Here is a 16,581-nt window from a genome sequence, read left to right on the forward strand (position 1 = left end):
TACGACTCAAGAGTCGACTACCACAACTACTACGCCTGAGACTCCTGCTACAACTGTTTCAACAGAAGAGCCTAAGACTACTGTAACTACTACGCCTGAGACTCCTACTACAACTGTTTCAACAGAGGAGCCTAAGACTACTGTAACTACTACGCCTGAGACTCCTCCAACTACAACACCAGAAGAACCAGAAAACCACAATAGTAGTGAGGAAGACACAACAACAACTACTACTACTGCAGAGCCTAAGACTTCTTCATCCACAACAGAAAATCCAAATAAACCTAGTCATTCTGGTACCACAACGACACCAAGTGCGCCAGGTTCAAATGGTGGAAACAATGGGGGAGGTCGCAAATCGCTTCTTCCAAACACAGGTGAAGTTGTTGCATCTGGACTCGTCTTCTCTGGAATTCTTGTCTTAGCAGGTGCTGTTGGAATCAAACGGAAATTGACTCGTCAATAATTTATTCATTAAAAATAGTCAATTTTCTAACGAAATAGATTTTCAATGCATCTTAACAAATAGTTCAACTAACAAAGAGAGAAATTTTTAGCTCTCTCTGATAGATAAAAAGAGGCTGGGACAAAAGTCCTAGCCTCTCAATTATTTTTGGATTGTCGAGCAAGACGCAGTGGTTGATGGGCTCTACTACGCTGATTTCATCAGCTTTTACAGCCCTACTCAACTGTGCGAAGGAGGGACGACGAAATCGAATTCTAACGAATTACCGATTTCTGTCCCACTCTCTTTTCTTTGTGTAAGCCCTATAAAAATTTGGCTTACACCGTTACGTCTACATCTCAAAAAATTGGCAAAATAATTAATGAAAATTCCTTTTTATTTTTTCTAGATCAGTTTTTTAGATGGAATATCAGATGATAACGAAAATAGTTTCGAAAATACAAAAAGACAAACGTCCAAATGCGACGTCTGTCTTCAAGCTTTTCTCTTTGTTTATGGTAAGATGGCAATGGCACGGACAGGTGAACCAGTTGCCTTGTCCCAGTGAGGGAAAGCAATCGAAATCAAAGCACCTACAGCTGGAACTTGGTCCAATTGGTTCAAAACTTCAACTTGGTAGATATTTTGTTCCAAGAGGTAGTATTCATTGACCAAGCCATGCTCTGCTGCTGGAATACCTGCATCGGTATCAAAGGTTTCATGACCAACAGCCTTGACATGGCGTTCATGAATCAAGAATTCCAAGGCTTCACGGCTCCATCCTGGACTTTGTTGAACCCCATTTTCATCTAGGTTACGCATAGCATCTTGATCTGGCCAACGTTTTGACCAATCACTACGGAAGGCAACAAAAGCACCCTCAACAATTTGTCCATGCTCTGCCTCAAAGTCTAAGATATCTTGTTTACTCAAGATAAAGTTTGGATTGGCAGCAACTTCTTTAGACTTGTCGATAACATAAAGTGGCAAGAGGAGATCTTTGAGGTCAATCTCATCCAACCAACGACCCCCTTCTACAAAGTGAATCGGTGCATCGATATGCGTTCCGTATTGACCAACCACTGTAAATTTTTGAACATGGAAACCATCTTTTAATGTAAAAAGGTCTTCTTGTTGCAAGGCAGGAAGGGCTGGGAAGTGTGGACTTTCCGCATTGATTTGGTGACTCAAGTCCACCCATTTTTTAGCTTGCAATTCTTTATAAATACTTAGTAAATCTGACATGTTTCTTCCTCCTTATTCGCCCCAAACTTCAGCGACAATTTCCTTAATCAAACCGATTTTTTTCCATTGGTCTTCTTCTGTCAAAATGTTTCCTTCTTCTGTCGAAGCAAAGCCACACTGAGTAGACAGGTAAAGATTTTCCAACGGTACATACTGACTTGCTTCTTTAATACGAGCAATCACTTCGTCCTTGTTCTCCAGTTGACCACTCTTAGATGTCAAAAGGCCTAACACCACTCCTTTACCAGGGGTTACTTCTGCAAGTGGTTCAAAACCACCAGCACGATCAGTGTCAAACTCAAGGAAGTAAGCATTGACCGCTTCTTCTCCAAGGAGTTCTTTGGCAATCGGCGCATAACCACCTGATGAAGCCCAAGTGGAATGGAAGTTCCCACGACAAACGTGCGTATTGACAGTTAAACCAGCTGGAACATGTTGGTAGACATCGTTGTTAAAAGTCAAGAAGAGATCAGCGAGTTCTCGGCGAACCTCATCTTTTGACTTGCCTTGGGCTGCTCCCCAAGCCGTCAAGAAATTATCGTCTACCAAGACACCCCACGTACAGTCATCTACTTGAAGGGTCCTAAGTCCAGCGTCATACAAATCTTGAATCACTTGAAGATAGGCTTGCTTGATGTCTTCACGAACAGCCGCAAAATCAGGATAGATGGTATTCAATTGTTCTACATGTTCTGCATCACGGATCAATTCAAAATAGAATTGCGCAGGTGCTGGAATGGTATATTTAGCCTCTACACCATCTACATCTGCTACAAGATCCCGCAAGAACTTGTAATGCTCTACAAATGGATGATTGGCTCCTGTGATTTTTCCAACTACAAGCGCTGAGTCAGCCTTGGTTGTTTCATCATGGAATTGATAGCCTTGGGCAGCTTGGACATGATCAATGCCACCAAAGCCCCAGAAGAAATCCAAATGCCAATAAGCTCGGCGGAATTCTCCATCTGTTACTGACTTCAGACCAGCAGCAATTTCTTTTTCAACGAGGTCACGAATCGCCTGATCTTCTACTTTTGTTAAGTCAGCCTGACTGATTTTTCCAGCTGCGAAATCTTCACGAGCCTGAACCAAAGTAGCTGGACGAAGAAATGAACCAACATGGTCAACGCGATAAGGTGCATGTGCATGTGTCAATATGAATCCCTCTTTCCTATAAGTTTTACATTAATTCATCAATGCAACCATTATAGCAGTCTAACACTTGATAAACAAGGTTTTGGGATAATCTAATATCTTTGATATCCATATAGCTTTAGACTATAACAAAAAAGAAGTCCTTGAAGGACCCCTTTTCTTAATTTTTAAATGCATCGAGCATGACTTGGAACTCTTCGTTCGTGAGTGTAATGCCTTTTCCCATCTTTGTATGGTCGGGACTCCAGGTCCGGATATCATACTTAGCAGGAGCACCATTAAAACTCACACGGTTCAATTCTTTGGTCCAACCCTTGTCATTTTCTGACAAGACCAGCAAATGTTCTTCGATTTGGAATGAAAATTCTGCCATTTCACGACTCCTTTCTTGCCTTCTCATCTCTAATATTCGTAAATCATTTACAAAATCGTTGAAATTATCTATAATATATTGTATCAAGTTATGGAGAATTTAGCTATGAAAAAATTTCTCGAGATCGTTAAAGACCGAGCAAATGAATTTTTCAATGGAAAAGTCAGTACCCCTGCCCCATTAGAAGATGAGAGAATTATTGAAATCATTCAACAAGCATTGCGAAAAAAACAAGGGGTACATGTTATTTTTTCAAACAAGAGTTTTACAGGCGATATTGTCAAGTATGACCAAGAACGCCGACAACTGATCGTGAAAAATTTTAAAAAGAGTATGTCCACGATTATTCGGATTTCTGAGATCCAGAAAATCAGTTTGGTCCCCAATAACATTCGCATCGCCCAACAAAAAGGAGAGGTTTAACCCTCTCTTTTTTTGTTATACTCGAACAGTTTTACTTGCCCCATCTTTTGAGTAGAGATTGATTAAACCTTCCTGGCAAGAACGAATCATATCTCCTGGCTTGACTTCTTGTGGAACGGTGATCGTAAGAAGTTCCATCGGATTTGGTGCGCGATCAATCTTCACTCCATCCTTATCATGCAAGTCTTGGATCTGGCATTCAAAATGACGGAAGCCTGGTCCGTAGAATTCCACTTGGTCGCCTTCATTGATGACATTCCGTTGGCGAATCGTCGCAGTCATGGTAGATGGATCAAAGTCCACCACTTCTCCTACAAATTTGTATTGCGGAATCTTACGACGTGCCCCAAACAATTGTTCATTTTCAGTCGGTGTTTGGTAGTAGAATCCAGTTGCCAATTCACGTTGAGCGACTTTCCACAATTCATTGATCAAATCATCCTTGATGGCATAAAAGGCTTCTGGACTTTCCATATAAGCATCGCAAGCAGCCTTGTAACAGTTAGCCACTGTTGATACGTAATGGACAGATTTCATTCGGCCTTCAATCTTCAAGCTATCCACCCCATTGTCAATCATGTCTGGAATATTCTCGATCATACACATGTCAACGGCTGACATAGAGTATTCTTCTGGGACTTGTCCTTTGATACTCTTACGTTCTTGGCCGAATGGCATGTCGTACAGGTCGTATTTCCAACGGCAAGATTGAGAACAGCCACCACGGTTAGCATCCCGGTCAGACATGTGGTTAGAAAGGGTACAACGTCCGGAATAGGAAATACACATCGCTCCATGAACGAAGGCTTCGATTTCAAGATCGGTACGCTTACGAATCTCTGCCAACTCTTCCATGGATACCTCGCGGGCCAAGACGACACGGGTCAAGCCATATTCTTTCCAAAAATGGAAAGTCTCCACATTGGTTGCAGAAGCTTGCGTAGACAAGTGAATATTGAGTCCAGGTGCATAAGTTGCACAGATTTCAATCAAGGCAGGATCTGAGACGATCACGGCGTCAAGGCCCATATCCCGCAATTCACGGAACCATTCTCCAGCCCCTTGTTCATTTCCTTCATGAGTTACCATGTTAGAAGCGACGTGCACATCTACGCCATGTGCATGAGCATATTCAATTCCTTCACGAAGCTCATCCATGGTGAAGTTTCCGGCACGACTACGCAAACCATAGGCTTGTCCACCAACGAACACAGCGTCTGCCCCATAATTAACGGCAACTTTTAGTTTTTCTAATGTTCCAGCAGGTACCAAAACCTCTGGACGTTTTTTTGTATTTGTCATGTTTTCTCCAATTTACAAGATTGTCGATATAATGAATAGCCTCTTCGTTCCCTGAAAAAGGAAAACTCTCAAACGAAGAAGCCTTAGTTTTTTATTATTTTACACGATCTGGTTCATAATCATAGAAACCAGTATCCAAACCACGATTGGCTGGATGCAATTTGCGGATTTCTTCATCAAACAGATAGGCTTGATCCTGTGTAAATGTTCCTTTTTGAATCAAATCACGGGCCTTGACAAAGTACTCTGTAATCTTGACAAAGTTTTCACCCGGACAGTAGACACCATCGAGTTTCCAATGATCAAAGCCATGTTCTACCAACTCAGACAATTTGGTCATCATATTCAAGTCATTATTTGAGAAGATATGGGTTCCATGTTTGTCTTCGTAGACCGAATAGTGAGAATTTGGATCTCCTGGTTCTGCTAAGAACAGATCGCGATCTTTGGTCACAGAGTCCTCTGTCTTGATGAAGTTGTAATAGTTCTGAAGAAGAGGTCGTTTTGAATGGTGAATAATGCTAGCACCGTAAACCAATACTTCTGCTGGAATCTGAAGATTCTCAGCCATTACGAATAATTCGGCAGATGGAATCTCACGAGCCAAAACAGCCTCAGAAGCTCCTGCTTGTTTTCCCCAGAAATTGATCTGGCGGCTAGAAGTGACCATGGTTGATGCATCGTAGATGGTTTTGAATGGATAGCCATCTCGTTTCAAGACATAAAAAACGCCCGCATCTCCGACAGTAATATAATCAGCCTGAATTTCCTTTAGAAAATCTAAGAAAGGCTTGATTGAATCCATCATCGATTGGTGCATGAGTGCATTTACAGCCACTGTCAATTCTTTGCCAGCAGCATGGACCAGTTGGGCAATTCGATTTATTTCGTCATAGCTTAAAGTTTGAGGCAATCGTAATCCGTAGTCTTTTTCACCGACATAGATTCGGTCAACCCCTGCATCAATCAGGGCTTGCGCTTGCTCAACACTCTCTGCTGTTGCTGTAATAATAATATTTTTCATAGAACCATTATAACAAAAATTCCGATATTCTAGAAAAATTTATTCATTTTGTAAAATTTGTAACATTTTTGTAACATTTATATACCTGAATTCATGATAGAATAATAGAGTACTGTTAGGAGAGAGAAAATGCCCGTAAGAAATTTAAGACACTATGAAGAAGAATTCGATTATATCGAATTAACCAAACAAACCCAAGAAACCCCTATTCAGGACTATGCTCCTGAAGTTGAACCCGCACCTCAATTAAGTGAATTGCTATATTTTTTAAATATCGCTATTTTCTGTGTGTTGACGGTTGTATTTAGTTTTATCTTTTTAGCAACAAAAATGAATACCTTCTTTGCGTTTGCTTTAGCGATTGGTTCTAGCTTTGCTAGTATTCAAGGGTTCCGAATTTACTACAATAAACGAAAAAAATAAAAATCAGGTTCGCCTGATTTTTTTATTTACTCGAATTTTATTAATTCCTAAGTTGTCAAATTAAGTTAGACTTTTCATGTAACTCAGAAAAACTTGGTATGTTGTTTGATAATTCAAAGACTTTCTAGGAATTCTATAAGAATAAATACTTTTTATGAGTTAAAGTTATTCAATGATCTTTTGAAACTTTCCGCCGTGAGAAAAGTGCCTGAAACAATTATGTTTCAGGCACTCGGGAGTTTTGAAACTTTAGGTTCAAAACTAAGTCATGGAACTTCTTTGAAGTTCGCTGACGTCCGTACTCACTTAAGGAAAGTTTCTAAGATGATTTTGTCTTCAATCTGAAATGAGGCTCTGTGAGCCTCATTTTTTATACTTCTTTTGTTTCTTCTTCAGCTGCTTCTTCAGAATCTTTTTCATCCAACTCTAACACGATGTCTTCAGATTCTGTTTGTTTGCGAATGGATTGAACCAAGTCATTGCCACTTAGATTTTCTTTTTGAAGTTTATCCTTAAATGAGTGATAGACTTCTTGAGATTTTTCAACCACATCTTGCGTCTTTTCTTTGACAGATTCCAAAACAGTTCCTGTCGTAATTTCTCCAGAACCAACTTTTTCTTTGGTTTGTTGGATCACTTCGGCTGCTTGTTTTGAAACATCCTTAGCAGTTTGTTTCACCGATTCATGTACTTCTTGAGGATCTTCTTGATAATCTTTTACGAAGCGCACCACCTTTTTAGTGACTTTCTTTCCTTGCTCTGTTGATAAATAGTAGGCTGCTGAAGCACCTGAAATCACACCAATTAATAAACTAGATAAACGTCCCATATTCTTCCTCGATTCTATTTAAATAATTTTGAAGCCATCTTAATCGCTTTTAATCCGATAGAGGCTTTCACTGTTTTTCCACCAGCTGATACAGCTTTGACACTCAATTGACGGGCTTGATCATTCAAATCTGAAACAGACTCTGAAAGATCCGCCACGGCTGTAAAGAGTGGGTCAATCGTTGCAACTTTTTGATTCAAATCATCCGTTAAAACATTGACTTTTGCCAATAGATCATTGGTCTGATGCAAGGTGACATTGACATCTGATGTCAAAACTTGGATGGTTTTTTGCGTCTCATCTACAACTTTTCCAATCTTTGAGAGGAAAAAAATCATATAAATGACAAGTGCTACTAAGGCAAGGCCTAAGAGACCGTAGGCAATTTCAATAAACATATATTACTCCTTTGCTTCTACATAATAAGGGGCTTTTTTGCGACGTTGATAGATGATGATGGCGAGTCCAACTAGAATCAGGATCATCGACAACCACTGGGAAACACGTAAGCCCGCAAACATCAGGCTATCTGTCCGCATTCCTTCGATGATCATCCGACCAAAACCATACCAGATAAGGTAAAAGGCTGTGATCTCACCTTGTCGCAAAAATTGGGGCTTCCTACGAAGAATCAAGATCAAGATAAATCCTAGCAGATTCCAACTGGATTCATATAAGAAGGTTGGTTGACGATAACTGCCGTCTATATACATTTGATCTCGAATAAAAGAGGGTAGGTAGTTGAGACTTTTGACAGCAGCTCCATAAGCTTCCTGGTTAAAGAAGTTTCCCCAGCGTCCAATACTCTGTGCAATCATGACGCTTGGGGCCGCAATATCTAAGAAATCAATTGGCTCAATCAAGCGTCTACGAGAGAATAGATAGAGGACAAGGGCACCTGTCAAGAGGCCACCATAAATCGCGATTCCTCCGTTCCAGATGGCGAAAATCTCACCAAGATGCTGGCTATAATAGCCCCATTCAAAAATAACGTAATAGAGTCGGGCACCCACAATCGCAAGCGGAAAAGCGATCAAAATGAAATCAATGATATCATCTGGATCAATTTTCTTACGGGGCGCTTCTTTCATGGAAAGATAAACGGCTAGAATTAAGCCAGAGACAATACAAATCGCATACCAACGAATACTGATCGGACCTAATTGAAGGGCTACTGGATTCATTCCTTCACCTCATTTTGACTAATCAACTGGGACAAACGTTCTTCAAAAGTTTTGGTAGCATCATAGCCCATTTCTTTGGCCCGAACATTCATCGCTGCGGCTTCGATCACGACCGAAATGTTCCGACCAGTCTTCACAGGGATGCGGATCCGAGGAATGGTCACACCACCGATTTCCAACTCTTCTGCATTATTACCAAGACGATCATAAACTTGATCCTTAGCATAATTTTCCAAGTAAACGGCGATTTGGACTTGTGAAGAATCCTTGACAGCACTTGCACCGTAGAGACTCATGACATCGATAATCCCGACACCACGGATCTCTAGTAAGTGGCGTAGGATTTCAGCTGGCTCTCCCCAAAGGGTCATCTCGTCTCTCGCATAGATATCGACTCGGTCATCTGCTACGAGGCGGTGACCCCGCTTGACAAGTTCCAAACCTGTCTCACTTTTTCCGATTCCGCTATCTCCTTGAATCAAGACACCCATCCCATAAATATCCATCAAGACACCGTGTACACTCGTACGTTCTGCTAGCCGACTATCCAAATAGCTAGAAAGCTCTCCAGATAAACGACTCGTTGCAACATTGCTCTTTAAAATGGCTAGTTGCTTCTCTTCCGCAGCACGCAACATTTCTTCTGGAATTTCTAAATTCCGCGCGACAATGATGACAGGTGTCTCTGGCTGGAACATCTTGCGCAGGACCTGATGACGGTTGTGAGAGCTCATCTTCACCAGGTAGGACCATTCTTTCATTCCTACAAGCTGAATCCGCTCAGGTGTGTAATAGTCGAAATAGCCCGTCATTTCAAGACCTGGACGTGAAATATCCGCAGTCGTAATTTCCTTGCTTAAGAGTTTATCATCCCCATAAACAACCGATAGACGAAGCTTTTCCTGTAGATCGCGAACAGTAACTGCCATATCATTCTCCCTTTTCAAATTCTCTCTCTATTATAGCAGATTTTCTCTTCAGACGAGAGACTGAAGTGTCATTTGAAAGATCCATTTTCAACTCCTTTTTAAGGCAAGCAAAAAGAGGCCAAGACAAAGGTCTCCAACCTCTAGGAAATGATGGGAACATATGAAGAATGCTCTAGTCTTCGCCTTGCAAAAAATCTTTAATCATAGATTTGATTCCGGTAGAGACTGCATAAACCACCGCGTTTGAAGGAAATGAGATCAAGCCTAGCATAAAGGTGGTAGGTCCTCCCCCCAGCAAGGAGAAAACCAAATACAAAACCGGCAGAAATAAAATCGAAAACCGATAAATTTGTGGCTTTCTAGCCATTTCTGTTGGCAGAAACAAGAGGTAGAAGAGACTATTCCAAATGCCCAGTGGAAAAAGGAGCATTCCGATCAAAACTGTTCCAACTCCTTCACCAAAAAAACGATTTAAAATGAAAAACTGTCCTATAAAACTGAAGAAGAGATATAGAATAAAAGCAAGGGAATAGAACTTCTGCTTCACTCAAATCTCCTTTTAGAAAAATGGACTATCATTCTGATCATGGATGGGTTCGGCCTCTTTTCTTCGACGAGGTCGAGGGCCATCGTCAAAAATTTCCTGCTCCTCTTCCTTATAAGGCAAGGTCGTATCTAACAGTAAATAGATAATCACACCGATAAAGGCATGAGAAACCGTAAAAAGAATAAACAAGAAGCGTAGGAGAGTTACACTCAGACCAAATTTATCAGCTAAGCCAGCTAGCACACCTGAAACCAGGCGATGTCGTTTTAATTTGTAAAATGATGATGTCATTTGATTTTCCTCTTTCTAGTTAGACCTATTTTAGCAGAGTCGAACTGGAAAGAGATCCGCCTAAAGACTGATTCTTACACTTGTCTCATTTCAAGAAATTGCAGGCGGCTGTGACAGCGACCGCAGGCATATTTCTTCAGATCGATTTTTCGCTTTCGTCTATACTCTTGGCCACAATGGGGACATTGATAGAGATAGATCCGCTTGACTCGCCCAGTTCTATCTGGTAGAGGAGGTGTGAAACGAAGACCGTCCACTTGCTGGAGAAGTTGCTTAAAGTCTAGATCTTTGTGGCGATAGCCTTTTCCTTGATCGTAAAGATGGTAATGGCAGAGCTCGTGACGGACGATTTTACGAAAGACCTCTAACCCGAAAGCTTGGTATATTTTCGGGTTGAAATCAAGGTGTCGATCTTTGGGAAAGAAACGACCCCCAGTAGTTTGAAGACGTGAATTCCACTCTGCTTGATGGCGGAATTCTCTCCCAAAATCTTCTAGGGATACTTGGCGTACATACTCAGTCAGATTCATTCGGAGCTACCAAACTGAGATTGACTTTTTCGCGTTCCACATCAATCTTCTTCACCCAGACGGTTACCAAATCACCTACTGATACGACCTGGCTTGGATGCTTGATAAACTGCTTGCTCATATGGGAGATATGAATCAAGCCATCTTCGTGAATGCCAATATCGACAAAGGCCCCAAAGTCAACCACATTGCGCACAACCCCTTCTAATTTTTGGCCTATATGGAGGTCTTTAATATCCAAGACATCCTGACGGAGCACGGGTGCATCAAAGGAATCCCGCAAATCGCGACCTGGTTTTAGGAGATCGGCAATGATATCTTTCAGGGTTTCTGGGCCCAGATCCAGCTGAGTAGACATCTCCTTTATGTTCACAGTTTTTAATTTTTCATGAGCGGATGCATCGAGTTCGGTAATTTCAAGAAGCTGAAAAAGTTTTTCAACTTCCTTGTAACTTTCAGGGTGAACGCCGGTATTGTCCAAGATGTTTTTACTTTCAGGAATGCGTAAGAATCCAGCAGCCTGCTCGAAAGCCTTGGCGCCGAGGCGAGGCACTTTTTTAATCTGTGCTCGTGAAAGAATCATTCCTTCTTCTTCCCGATATTTCACAATATTTTCAGAGATGGTTTTATTGAGTCCTGCTACATGCGCTAAGAGAGAGGGACTAGCCGTATTGATATTGACCCCAACTTGGTTGACGACAGTATCTACCACAAAATCTAAACTTTCTGTCAGTTTTTTCTGATTGACATCGTGCTGGTATTGACCCACACCGATAGATTTGGCATCGATTTTCACCAATTCTGCTAGCGGATCTTGCAGGCGGCGGGCAATGGAGATGGCCGAGCGTTTTTCAACGGTTAGCTCTGGGAACTCATGACGGGCCAATTCACTAGCTGAATAGACAGATGCTCCGCTTTCATTGACAATAACATAGCGAACTCCTGGATGGTCGTGGAGGACCTCTGCGACAAAGGCCTCACTTTCACGGCTAGCTGTTCCATTTCCAATTGCAATAATCTCTACGCCAAACTCCTTGATCAAGGAGGACAGATCCTTTTTAGCCTGCTCGATCTGAGCTGGTTTTGCAGGAGCAACTGGATAGATGACCTGGGTAGCGAGCATCTTTCCTGTCTCATCGACAACGGCTAGTTTAGCACCAGTCCGAAAGGCTGGGTCAAATCCAAGGACCACGCGCCCTTTTAATGGAGGAATGAGCAATAGATTCCGTAGATTCTCAGAGAACAATTGAATGGCCCCGTCTTCTGCCACCTCCGTCAACTCTGTCCGAATCCGACGTTCAATCGCAGGAACGATTTTTTTCTTAACCGCTTGTTGAATAACCTCATCGACATAGGCATTTTTCGTTTTAAAACGAGCCTCAAAAATACGAATGATCCGATCCAGTTGGTGCTCGAATCCGACTTTGAGAACGCCCAATTTTTCCCCACGATTGAGAGCTAGAGTCCGGTAGCCTTGCATATTCTTGATCTTCTCAGAAAAATCATAATAGATTTCAAAGGTTCTCTTAGTATCTAAGCTTTCATCCTTCAAGGTTGACGTCATGAGGGAATGCCCATGAATTTCTTGATAGGTGAGGGCCCGTAATTGGGTATCCTCTGAAATAGCCTCTACCAGAATATCCACTGCACCAGCTAATGCTGCGGTTTCAGTTGGGAAGGCCTCGCAGGTAAATTTCCGAGCCTCTGCTTCCAAGTCTGGACTATTTTGCAAAATGAGACGTGCCAAGGGGAAAAGTCCTGCTTCTCGGGCAATCGTCGCCTTGGTCCGCCGTTTTTCCTTATAAGGGAGATAAAGCTCTTCGATATCCGCTAATTTTTCAGCAGCCTCAATAGCCTGCTTGAGCGCCTCTGTCAGTTTGCCTTGTTCCTCAATCTTAGCAAAGACGGTTTCCTTTCGTTCAGCTAGAGCCGTTAAGGATTTGTCCCGGTCAATAATGGCCTTGATCGCTACTTCATCTAAATTTCCCGTCATATCTTTTCGATAGCGGGCAATGAAGGGAATGGTTGAGCCTTCTGCGGTCAGACTCAATACGGTATCGATTTGTTTTAAGCTAACACCCAATTCTTGGGCTATTTTTTCATATTTATCCATAACTTCTATTATAGCATATTTTGCTACCATCAAAGGGGAGATCGCCTGTTCTGGTCTCTGTTTCAGGGATTTTTCATAGAATAATTTTGGCCCTATGGATCTTTCCTTTTATACTCCATTTCCCCCTTGCTCTTTCCTTTTTGTTATAATGAAAGAAAATAAAAAGGAGGCCCAACAATGGCTATTAAATTCTCAAAAACAGATGATCTTGATAAAATGTTTGAAAATTTTGCGAGTTTTCCGGATGTAGAAAAGAAAGTAGAATTTCCTGAAGAAAAAAAGAAGGCAGAAACTGCTACCACTAAAGAAGCAAAGAAGGCTAAGTAATGACATTCTTTCAACACCTTCCCTCTAGCGTCTTGCAGGCTGGGGCTATTTTTCTCTCGATTATTATCGAAGCCCTACCGTTTGTCCTAATCGGAAGTATCGTTTCAGGGATTATTGAGGTCTATATCACCCCCGAGAGGGTCTACCGCTTTCTTCCCAAGAATAAATTTGGGCGGATCTTCTTTGGGACCTTTATCGGCTTTATCTTTCCTTCCTGTGAATGTGGGATTGTTCCCATTATCAATCGCTTTCTAGAAAAGAAAGTCCCAAGTTATACTGCTGTTCCCTTTTTGGTGACAGCACCGGTCATCAATCCCATCGTTCTCTTTGCGACCTACTCAGCTTTTGGGAATTCTGTCAAGATGGCCCTCTACCGCGCCCTTGGTTCCCTACTGGTCGCAACGGTGCTAGGGATCTTTCTTGGTTTTATTCAGACAGATTCGATCCAAAAAGAACATCGTAAGGCTGTACATGAACATGATTTTAGGGGCTTGAGCAAAGGTCAAAAGCTCTTTCAAGTCTTGGTGCAGGCGATTGATGAATTCTTTGACACGGGACGTTACCTGGTATTTGGTTGTCTCTTTGCCAGCCTCGTCCAAGTCTATGTCCCAACACGGATCCTCACTTCAATCAGTGCGACACCAGTTATTGCTATTCTCCTTCTCATGGTCTTGTCCTTTCTCCTCTCACTTTGTAGTGAGGCGGACGCCTTTGTTGGATCCTCTCTTCTGACGAGTTTTGGAGTAGCGCCTGTTCTTGCCTTTCTGGTGATTGGGCCTATGCTTGATGTCAAAAATCTCCTCATGATGAAAAATTATCTCAAGACCCGTTTTATCTGGCAATTTATCGGAATTGTGAGTGGGGTTGTGCTCCTTTATGCTTGGTTTGTGGGGGTGGTGCTATGATTCGTTTCTTGATATTAGCTGGCTATTTTGAGCTCACCATGTACCTGCAATTATCTGGTAAGCTCAATCAATACATCAACTTACACTATTCTTACTTGGCTTATATTTCCATGTTCTTGTCCTTTGTTTTAGCTCTTGTGCAGCTGATCATCTGGGTCAAGCAGATGAAGATCCACAGTCATCTCTCTAGCTTCTGGGCAAAAGTGGCGAGTATCTTCTTGCTCTGTATTCCTTTGTTTGTCGGGCTATTTTTCCCTACAGTGACACTAGATTCCCAAACGGTTTCTGCCAAAGGCTACCACTTCCCGGTTGCGGCTGGATCTTCCAAGGAAATCCAGCAGGACGAAGGGACAACAACCCAGTATCTCAAACCGGATACTAGTAGCTATTTTACCAAGTCAGCCTATGAATCAGAAATGAAGCAGGCTGCAAAGAAATATGTTGATAAAAAAGTGATCCAGGTGACCACTGAGAATTACATGGAAGTCATGGAAGTGATTTATGATTATCCTGACCAATTTGCAGGAAAGACCATTGAGTTGACCGGTTTTGTTTACAATGACCCTAATAACAAAGAAAGTCAATTTCTCTTTCGCTTTGGGATCATCCACTGTATCGCAGACTCGGGTGTTTACGGTCTTTTAACAACCGGTGCCCCTCAACATTTTGAAAACAATACCTGGATCCATGCAAAAGGAACCTTATCCATTGAATACCACAAACAGCTCAAGCAAAGCTTGCCTGTCCTCCACGTGACGGATTGTCAAACCATTACACAACCAGATAATCCTTATGTCTACCGCGTATTTTAATGAATAGACTAAGTTCCTTCGATAGGCCTTAACCCCATGAAAGCTAGAACGCTCCTTCGTTCTAGCTTTTTCTATGCTTTCCTCTCAAATCCTCTAATCCAAGCGGAAAATATTCGGAACAACGATTCCATCAAAGAAATCTTGTGGATTTTATGGTAAAATATGGTTAATAAAATAGGAAATAGGTACTTAAATGTCTTCAAAAGTTATTGTAACCATTTTCGGGGCCAGTGGAGATTTAGCCAAGCGCAAACTCTATCCATCCCTTTTTAGACTCTATAAATCAGGAAATCTATCTGAAAACTTTGCGGTTATCGGAACAGCCCGCAGACCATGGAGCAAGGAATACTTTGAATCAGTCGTGGTAGAATCCATCACAGACCTGGCAGATAGCCCTCAACAAGCCCAAGAATTCGCCAGTCATTTCTACTACCAAAGTCATGATGTTAATGATACCGAACATTACATCGCCCTGCGCGAATTGCAAAATAGCTTGGATGAAAAATACCAAACGGAACACAACAAGGTCTTCTTCTTGTCCATGGCTCCTCAATTTTTTGGAACCATTGCTAAACACCTCAAATCAGAAGGCATTGTGGATGGACAAGGTTTTGAGCGCTTGATCGTTGAAAAACCTTTCGGTACAGACCTAGAAACGGCTAGTCAGCTCAACAAGGAATTGGAAGAAACCTTTGATGAAGAACAAATCTTCCGTATCGACCATTACCTTGGAAAAGAAATGATCCAAAATATCTTTGCCATTCGTTTTGGAAATCTTATTTTTGATAATCTTTGGAATCGAGATTTTATTGACAATATCCAAATTACCTTCGCTGAACGCTTAGGAGTTGAAGAACGCGGTGGCTACTATGATCACTCGGGGGCCCTTCGAGATATGGTGCAAAACCATACCCTTCAGCTTTTGTCTTTGCTTGCCATGGATAAACCAGCTACCTTTACCAAGGATGCGATTCGGGCTGAAAAAGTAAAAGTATTTGAGCAATTGCACAATCCAACAGATGACGAATTGAAGAAATTCTTTATCCGTGGTCAATACCATTCAGGTACGATCAAAGGGAAAAAAGATATCTCTTATCGCAGTGAGCCCAATGTCGACCCTGAATCTACTACGGAGACCTATGCTTCTGGTACGTTCTTTGTTGATAGCGATCGCTTCCGCGGTGTGCCTTTCTTCTTCCGTACCGGAAAACGCTTGACGCAAAAAGGAACCATGGTCAATGTGGTCTTCAAGCAAACCGACTCCATCTTTGGACATAGCTTGCAACCAAATGTCTTGACAATTTATATCCAACCAAATGAAGGTTTCTCATTGAGCATCAACGGAAAAGAGGTCGGAGAAAAATTCAGCATCGCACCAATTTCCTTTGATTATGAAACAGATGCGACTGCAACTGGGGCTTCACCAGAGCCTTATGAAAAATTAATTTTCGACGTTTTGAACAATGACTCAACCAATTACAGCCACTGGCACGAAGTCCGTGCTTCATGGCAATTGATTGACCGGATTGAAAAACTATGGGCCGAAAATGGAGCACCGCTCTATGAATACAAGTCTGGATCCATGGGACCAACTGCATCCGATGATCTCCTTGCAGAATACGGAGCCGAATGGGTTTGGAAACCTGAACCTAAGAATTAAGGAAAGCCACCTTCGGGTGGTTTTTTTGATAGCGCAAGGAAACAAAAAGACAAATTGTCTTTTA

Annotated in this window: 20 protein-coding genes; 7 read left to right on the forward strand and 13 right to left on the reverse strand. The window is 41.9% G+C overall.

The genetic code is table 11. From position 1 onward, the window contains the following. Nucleotides 1-466: LPXTG cell wall anchor domain-containing protein (locus HMPREF3002_RS04670; RefSeq protein ID WP_141754491.1), on the forward strand; the 466-nt coding region annotated here is incomplete at its 5' end. Nucleotides 467-958: 492 nt separating this feature from the next. On the opposite strand, the gene HMPREF3002_RS04675 is transcribed toward HMPREF3002_RS04670, so the two are convergent. The 3 genes from HMPREF3002_RS04675 to HMPREF3002_RS04685 all read right to left on the reverse strand — a co-directional run bounded on the left by HMPREF3002_RS04675 (nt 959) and on the right by HMPREF3002_RS04685 (nt 3,218). Continuing rightward, nucleotides 959-1,690 carry a cyclase family protein gene (locus tag HMPREF3002_RS04675; RefSeq protein WP_013903883.1) on the reverse strand — a complete coding sequence of 244 codons (732 nt, stop codon included), beginning with the start codon at nt 1,688-1,690 and terminating at the stop codon, nt 959-961. Between the two features lie 12 nt (nt 1,691-1,702). Then, a complete protein-coding gene (locus tag HMPREF3002_RS04680; protein WP_049482785.1) occupies nt 1,703-2,845 on the reverse strand; it encodes a 5-methyltetrahydropteroyltriglutamate--homocysteine S-methyltransferase in 1,143 nt (380 codons plus the stop codon). A gap of 160 nt (nt 2,846-3,005) precedes the next feature. Further along, entirely contained in the window at nt 3,006-3,218 is a 213-nt protein-coding gene (locus HMPREF3002_RS04685) for a YdbC family protein (protein WP_003002541.1), read from the reverse strand. A gap of 90 nt (nt 3,219-3,308) precedes the next feature. Between HMPREF3002_RS04685 and HMPREF3002_RS04690 the strand changes: the two genes are divergently transcribed. Next, nucleotides 3,309-3,641, forward strand: coding sequence for a hypothetical protein (locus tag HMPREF3002_RS04690; RefSeq protein ID WP_013903885.1), 333 nt, complete (start codon nt 3,309-3,311; stop codon nt 3,639-3,641). 15 nt (nt 3,642-3,656) lie between these two features. Here HMPREF3002_RS04690 and HMPREF3002_RS04695 read toward each other — a convergent pair whose 3' ends face one another. Both HMPREF3002_RS04695 and HMPREF3002_RS04700 read right to left on the reverse strand, forming a co-directional pair. Next, a complete protein-coding gene (locus HMPREF3002_RS04695) occupies nt 3,657-4,943 on the reverse strand; it encodes a peptidase U32 family protein (RefSeq protein WP_023918693.1) in 1,287 nt (428 codons plus the stop codon). 94 nt (nt 4,944-5,037) lie between these two features. Continuing rightward, nucleotides 5,038-5,967 carry a peptidase U32 family protein gene (locus HMPREF3002_RS04700; protein WP_003015582.1) on the reverse strand — a complete coding sequence of 310 codons (930 nt, stop codon included), beginning with the start codon at nt 5,965-5,967 and terminating at the stop codon, nt 5,038-5,040. Between the two features lie 129 nt (nt 5,968-6,096). Between HMPREF3002_RS04700 and HMPREF3002_RS04705 the strand changes: the two genes are divergently transcribed. Next, a complete protein-coding gene (locus HMPREF3002_RS04705) occupies nt 6,097-6,390 on the forward strand; it encodes a DUF3270 family protein (RefSeq protein ID WP_003013511.1) in 294 nt (97 codons plus the stop codon). 370 nt (nt 6,391-6,760) lie between these two features. Here HMPREF3002_RS04705 and HMPREF3002_RS04710 read toward each other — a convergent pair whose 3' ends face one another. The 8 genes from HMPREF3002_RS04710 to HMPREF3002_RS04750 all read right to left on the reverse strand — a co-directional run bounded on the left by HMPREF3002_RS04710 (nt 6,761) and on the right by HMPREF3002_RS04750 (nt 12,843). Then, the gene (locus tag HMPREF3002_RS04710) at nt 6,761-7,219 is read right to left on the reverse strand and encodes a YtxH domain-containing protein (RefSeq protein WP_023918695.1); all 459 of its coding nucleotides are present in this window, start codon (nt 7,217-7,219) and stop codon (nt 6,761-6,763) included. Between the two features lie 14 nt (nt 7,220-7,233). Further along, nucleotides 7,234-7,617: a DUF948 domain-containing protein gene (locus HMPREF3002_RS04715; RefSeq protein WP_013903891.1), complete on the reverse strand. Its 384-nt coding sequence runs from the start codon at nt 7,615-7,617 to the stop codon at nt 7,234-7,236. A 3-nt stretch (nt 7,618-7,620) separates the two neighbouring features. After that, nucleotides 7,621-8,403 (reverse strand): prolipoprotein diacylglyceryl transferase, encoded by a 783-nt coding sequence (lgt, locus tag HMPREF3002_RS04720; RefSeq protein WP_021153590.1) that lies wholly within the window; start codon nt 8,401-8,403, stop codon nt 7,621-7,623. Then, entirely contained in the window at nt 8,400-9,332 is a 933-nt protein-coding gene (gene hprK, locus HMPREF3002_RS04725) for an HPr(Ser) kinase/phosphatase (RefSeq protein WP_021153591.1), read from the reverse strand. Before hprK ends, lgt begins: the two co-directional genes overlap by 4 nt. 172 nt (nt 9,333-9,504) lie before the next feature. Beyond that, nucleotides 9,505-9,879, reverse strand: coding sequence for a hypothetical protein (locus HMPREF3002_RS04735; RefSeq protein ID WP_070665424.1), 375 nt, complete (start codon nt 9,877-9,879; stop codon nt 9,505-9,507). Between the two features lie 12 nt (nt 9,880-9,891). Next, complete coding sequence (locus HMPREF3002_RS04740; protein WP_049475151.1) at nt 9,892-10,170, reverse strand: PspC domain-containing protein; 279 nt, start codon at nt 10,168-10,170, stop codon at nt 9,892-9,894. Nucleotides 10,171-10,244: 74 nt separating this feature from the next. Next, a complete protein-coding gene (locus HMPREF3002_RS04745) occupies nt 10,245-10,700 on the reverse strand; it encodes a SprT family protein (RefSeq protein WP_023918700.1) in 456 nt (151 codons plus the stop codon). Continuing rightward, on the reverse strand, nt 10,687-12,843 hold the full coding sequence (locus tag HMPREF3002_RS04750) for a Tex family protein (protein ID WP_371106570.1): 2,157 nt from the start codon (nt 12,841-12,843) through the stop codon (nt 10,687-10,689). Before HMPREF3002_RS04750 ends, HMPREF3002_RS04745 begins: the two co-directional genes overlap by 14 nt. 147 nt (nt 12,844-12,990) lie before the next feature. On the opposite strand from HMPREF3002_RS04750, the gene HMPREF3002_RS11190 reads away from it, so the two are divergent. From HMPREF3002_RS11190 to zwf, 4 genes are all read left to right on the forward strand, one after another. Next, entirely contained in the window at nt 12,991-13,140 is a 150-nt protein-coding gene (locus HMPREF3002_RS11190) for an SPJ_0845 family protein (RefSeq protein ID WP_003005705.1), read from the forward strand. After that, nucleotides 13,140-14,045: a permease gene (locus tag HMPREF3002_RS04755; RefSeq protein ID WP_070665426.1), complete on the forward strand. Its 906-nt coding sequence runs from the start codon at nt 13,140-13,142 to the stop codon at nt 14,043-14,045. The genes HMPREF3002_RS11190 and HMPREF3002_RS04755 overlap by 1 nt, the downstream gene beginning before the upstream one ends. After that, nucleotides 14,042-14,857 carry a TIGR03943 family putative permease subunit gene (locus HMPREF3002_RS04760; protein WP_070665427.1) on the forward strand — a complete coding sequence of 272 codons (816 nt, stop codon included), beginning with the start codon at nt 14,042-14,044 and terminating at the stop codon, nt 14,855-14,857. The genes HMPREF3002_RS04755 and HMPREF3002_RS04760 overlap by 4 nt, the downstream gene beginning before the upstream one ends. Nucleotides 14,858-15,050: 193 nt before the next feature. Further along, entirely contained in the window at nt 15,051-16,517 is a 1,467-nt protein-coding gene (gene zwf / locus HMPREF3002_RS04765; RefSeq protein WP_023918710.1) for a glucose-6-phosphate dehydrogenase, read from the forward strand. Nucleotides 16,518-16,581 lie beyond the last annotated feature (64 nt).

Source organism: Streptococcus sp. HMSC065E03 (assembly GCF_001815045.1).
Lineage (GTDB): Bacteria > Bacillota > Bacilli > Lactobacillales > Streptococcaceae > Streptococcus > Streptococcus parasanguinis_AD.

Coding starts and splice junctions, on each gene's coding strand:
- HMPREF3002_RS04675 (WP_013903883.1), bottom strand. CDS start 1,690: ATGTCAGATTTACTAAGTATTTATAAAGAATTGCAAGCTAAAAAATGG.
- HMPREF3002_RS04685 (WP_003002541.1), bottom strand. CDS start 3,218: ATGGCAGAATTTTCATTCCAAATCGAAGAACATTTGCTGGTCTTGTCA.
- HMPREF3002_RS04690 (WP_013903885.1), top strand. CDS start 3,309: ATGGAGAATTTAGCTATGAAAAAATTTCTCGAGATCGTTAAAGACCGA.
- HMPREF3002_RS04695 (WP_023918693.1), bottom strand. CDS start 4,943: ATGACAAATACAAAAAAACGTCCAGAGGTTTTGGTACCTGCTGGAACA.
- HMPREF3002_RS04700 (WP_003015582.1), bottom strand. CDS start 5,967: ATGAAAAATATTATTATTACAGCAACAGCAGAGAGTGTTGAGCAAGCG.
- HMPREF3002_RS04705 (WP_003013511.1), top strand. CDS start 6,097: ATGCCCGTAAGAAATTTAAGACACTATGAAGAAGAATTCGATTATATC.
- HMPREF3002_RS04710 (WP_023918695.1), bottom strand. CDS start 7,219: ATGGGACGTTTATCTAGTTTATTAATTGGTGTGATTTCAGGTGCTTCA.
- HMPREF3002_RS04715 (WP_013903891.1), bottom strand. CDS start 7,617: ATGTTTATTGAAATTGCCTACGGTCTCTTAGGCCTTGCCTTAGTAGCA.
- lgt (WP_021153590.1), bottom strand. CDS start 8,403: ATGAATCCAGTAGCCCTTCAATTAGGTCCGATCAGTATTCGTTGGTAT.
- hprK (WP_021153591.1), bottom strand. CDS start 9,332: ATGGCAGTTACTGTTCGCGATCTACAGGAAAAGCTTCGTCTATCGGTT.
- HMPREF3002_RS04740 (WP_049475151.1), bottom strand. CDS start 10,170: ATGACATCATCATTTTACAAATTAAAACGACATCGCCTGGTTTCAGGT.
- HMPREF3002_RS04745 (WP_023918700.1), bottom strand. CDS start 10,700: ATGAATCTGACTGAGTATGTACGCCAAGTATCCCTAGAAGATTTTGGG.
- HMPREF3002_RS04750 (WP_371106570.1), bottom strand. CDS start 12,843: ATGGTAGCAAAATATGCTATAATAGAAGTTATGGATAAATATGAAAAA.
- HMPREF3002_RS11190 (WP_003005705.1), top strand. CDS start 12,991: ATGGCTATTAAATTCTCAAAAACAGATGATCTTGATAAAATGTTTGAA.
- HMPREF3002_RS04755 (WP_070665426.1), top strand. CDS start 13,140: ATGACATTCTTTCAACACCTTCCCTCTAGCGTCTTGCAGGCTGGGGCT.
- HMPREF3002_RS04760 (WP_070665427.1), top strand. CDS start 14,042: ATGATTCGTTTCTTGATATTAGCTGGCTATTTTGAGCTCACCATGTAC.
- zwf (WP_023918710.1), top strand. CDS start 15,051: ATGTCTTCAAAAGTTATTGTAACCATTTTCGGGGCCAGTGGAGATTTA.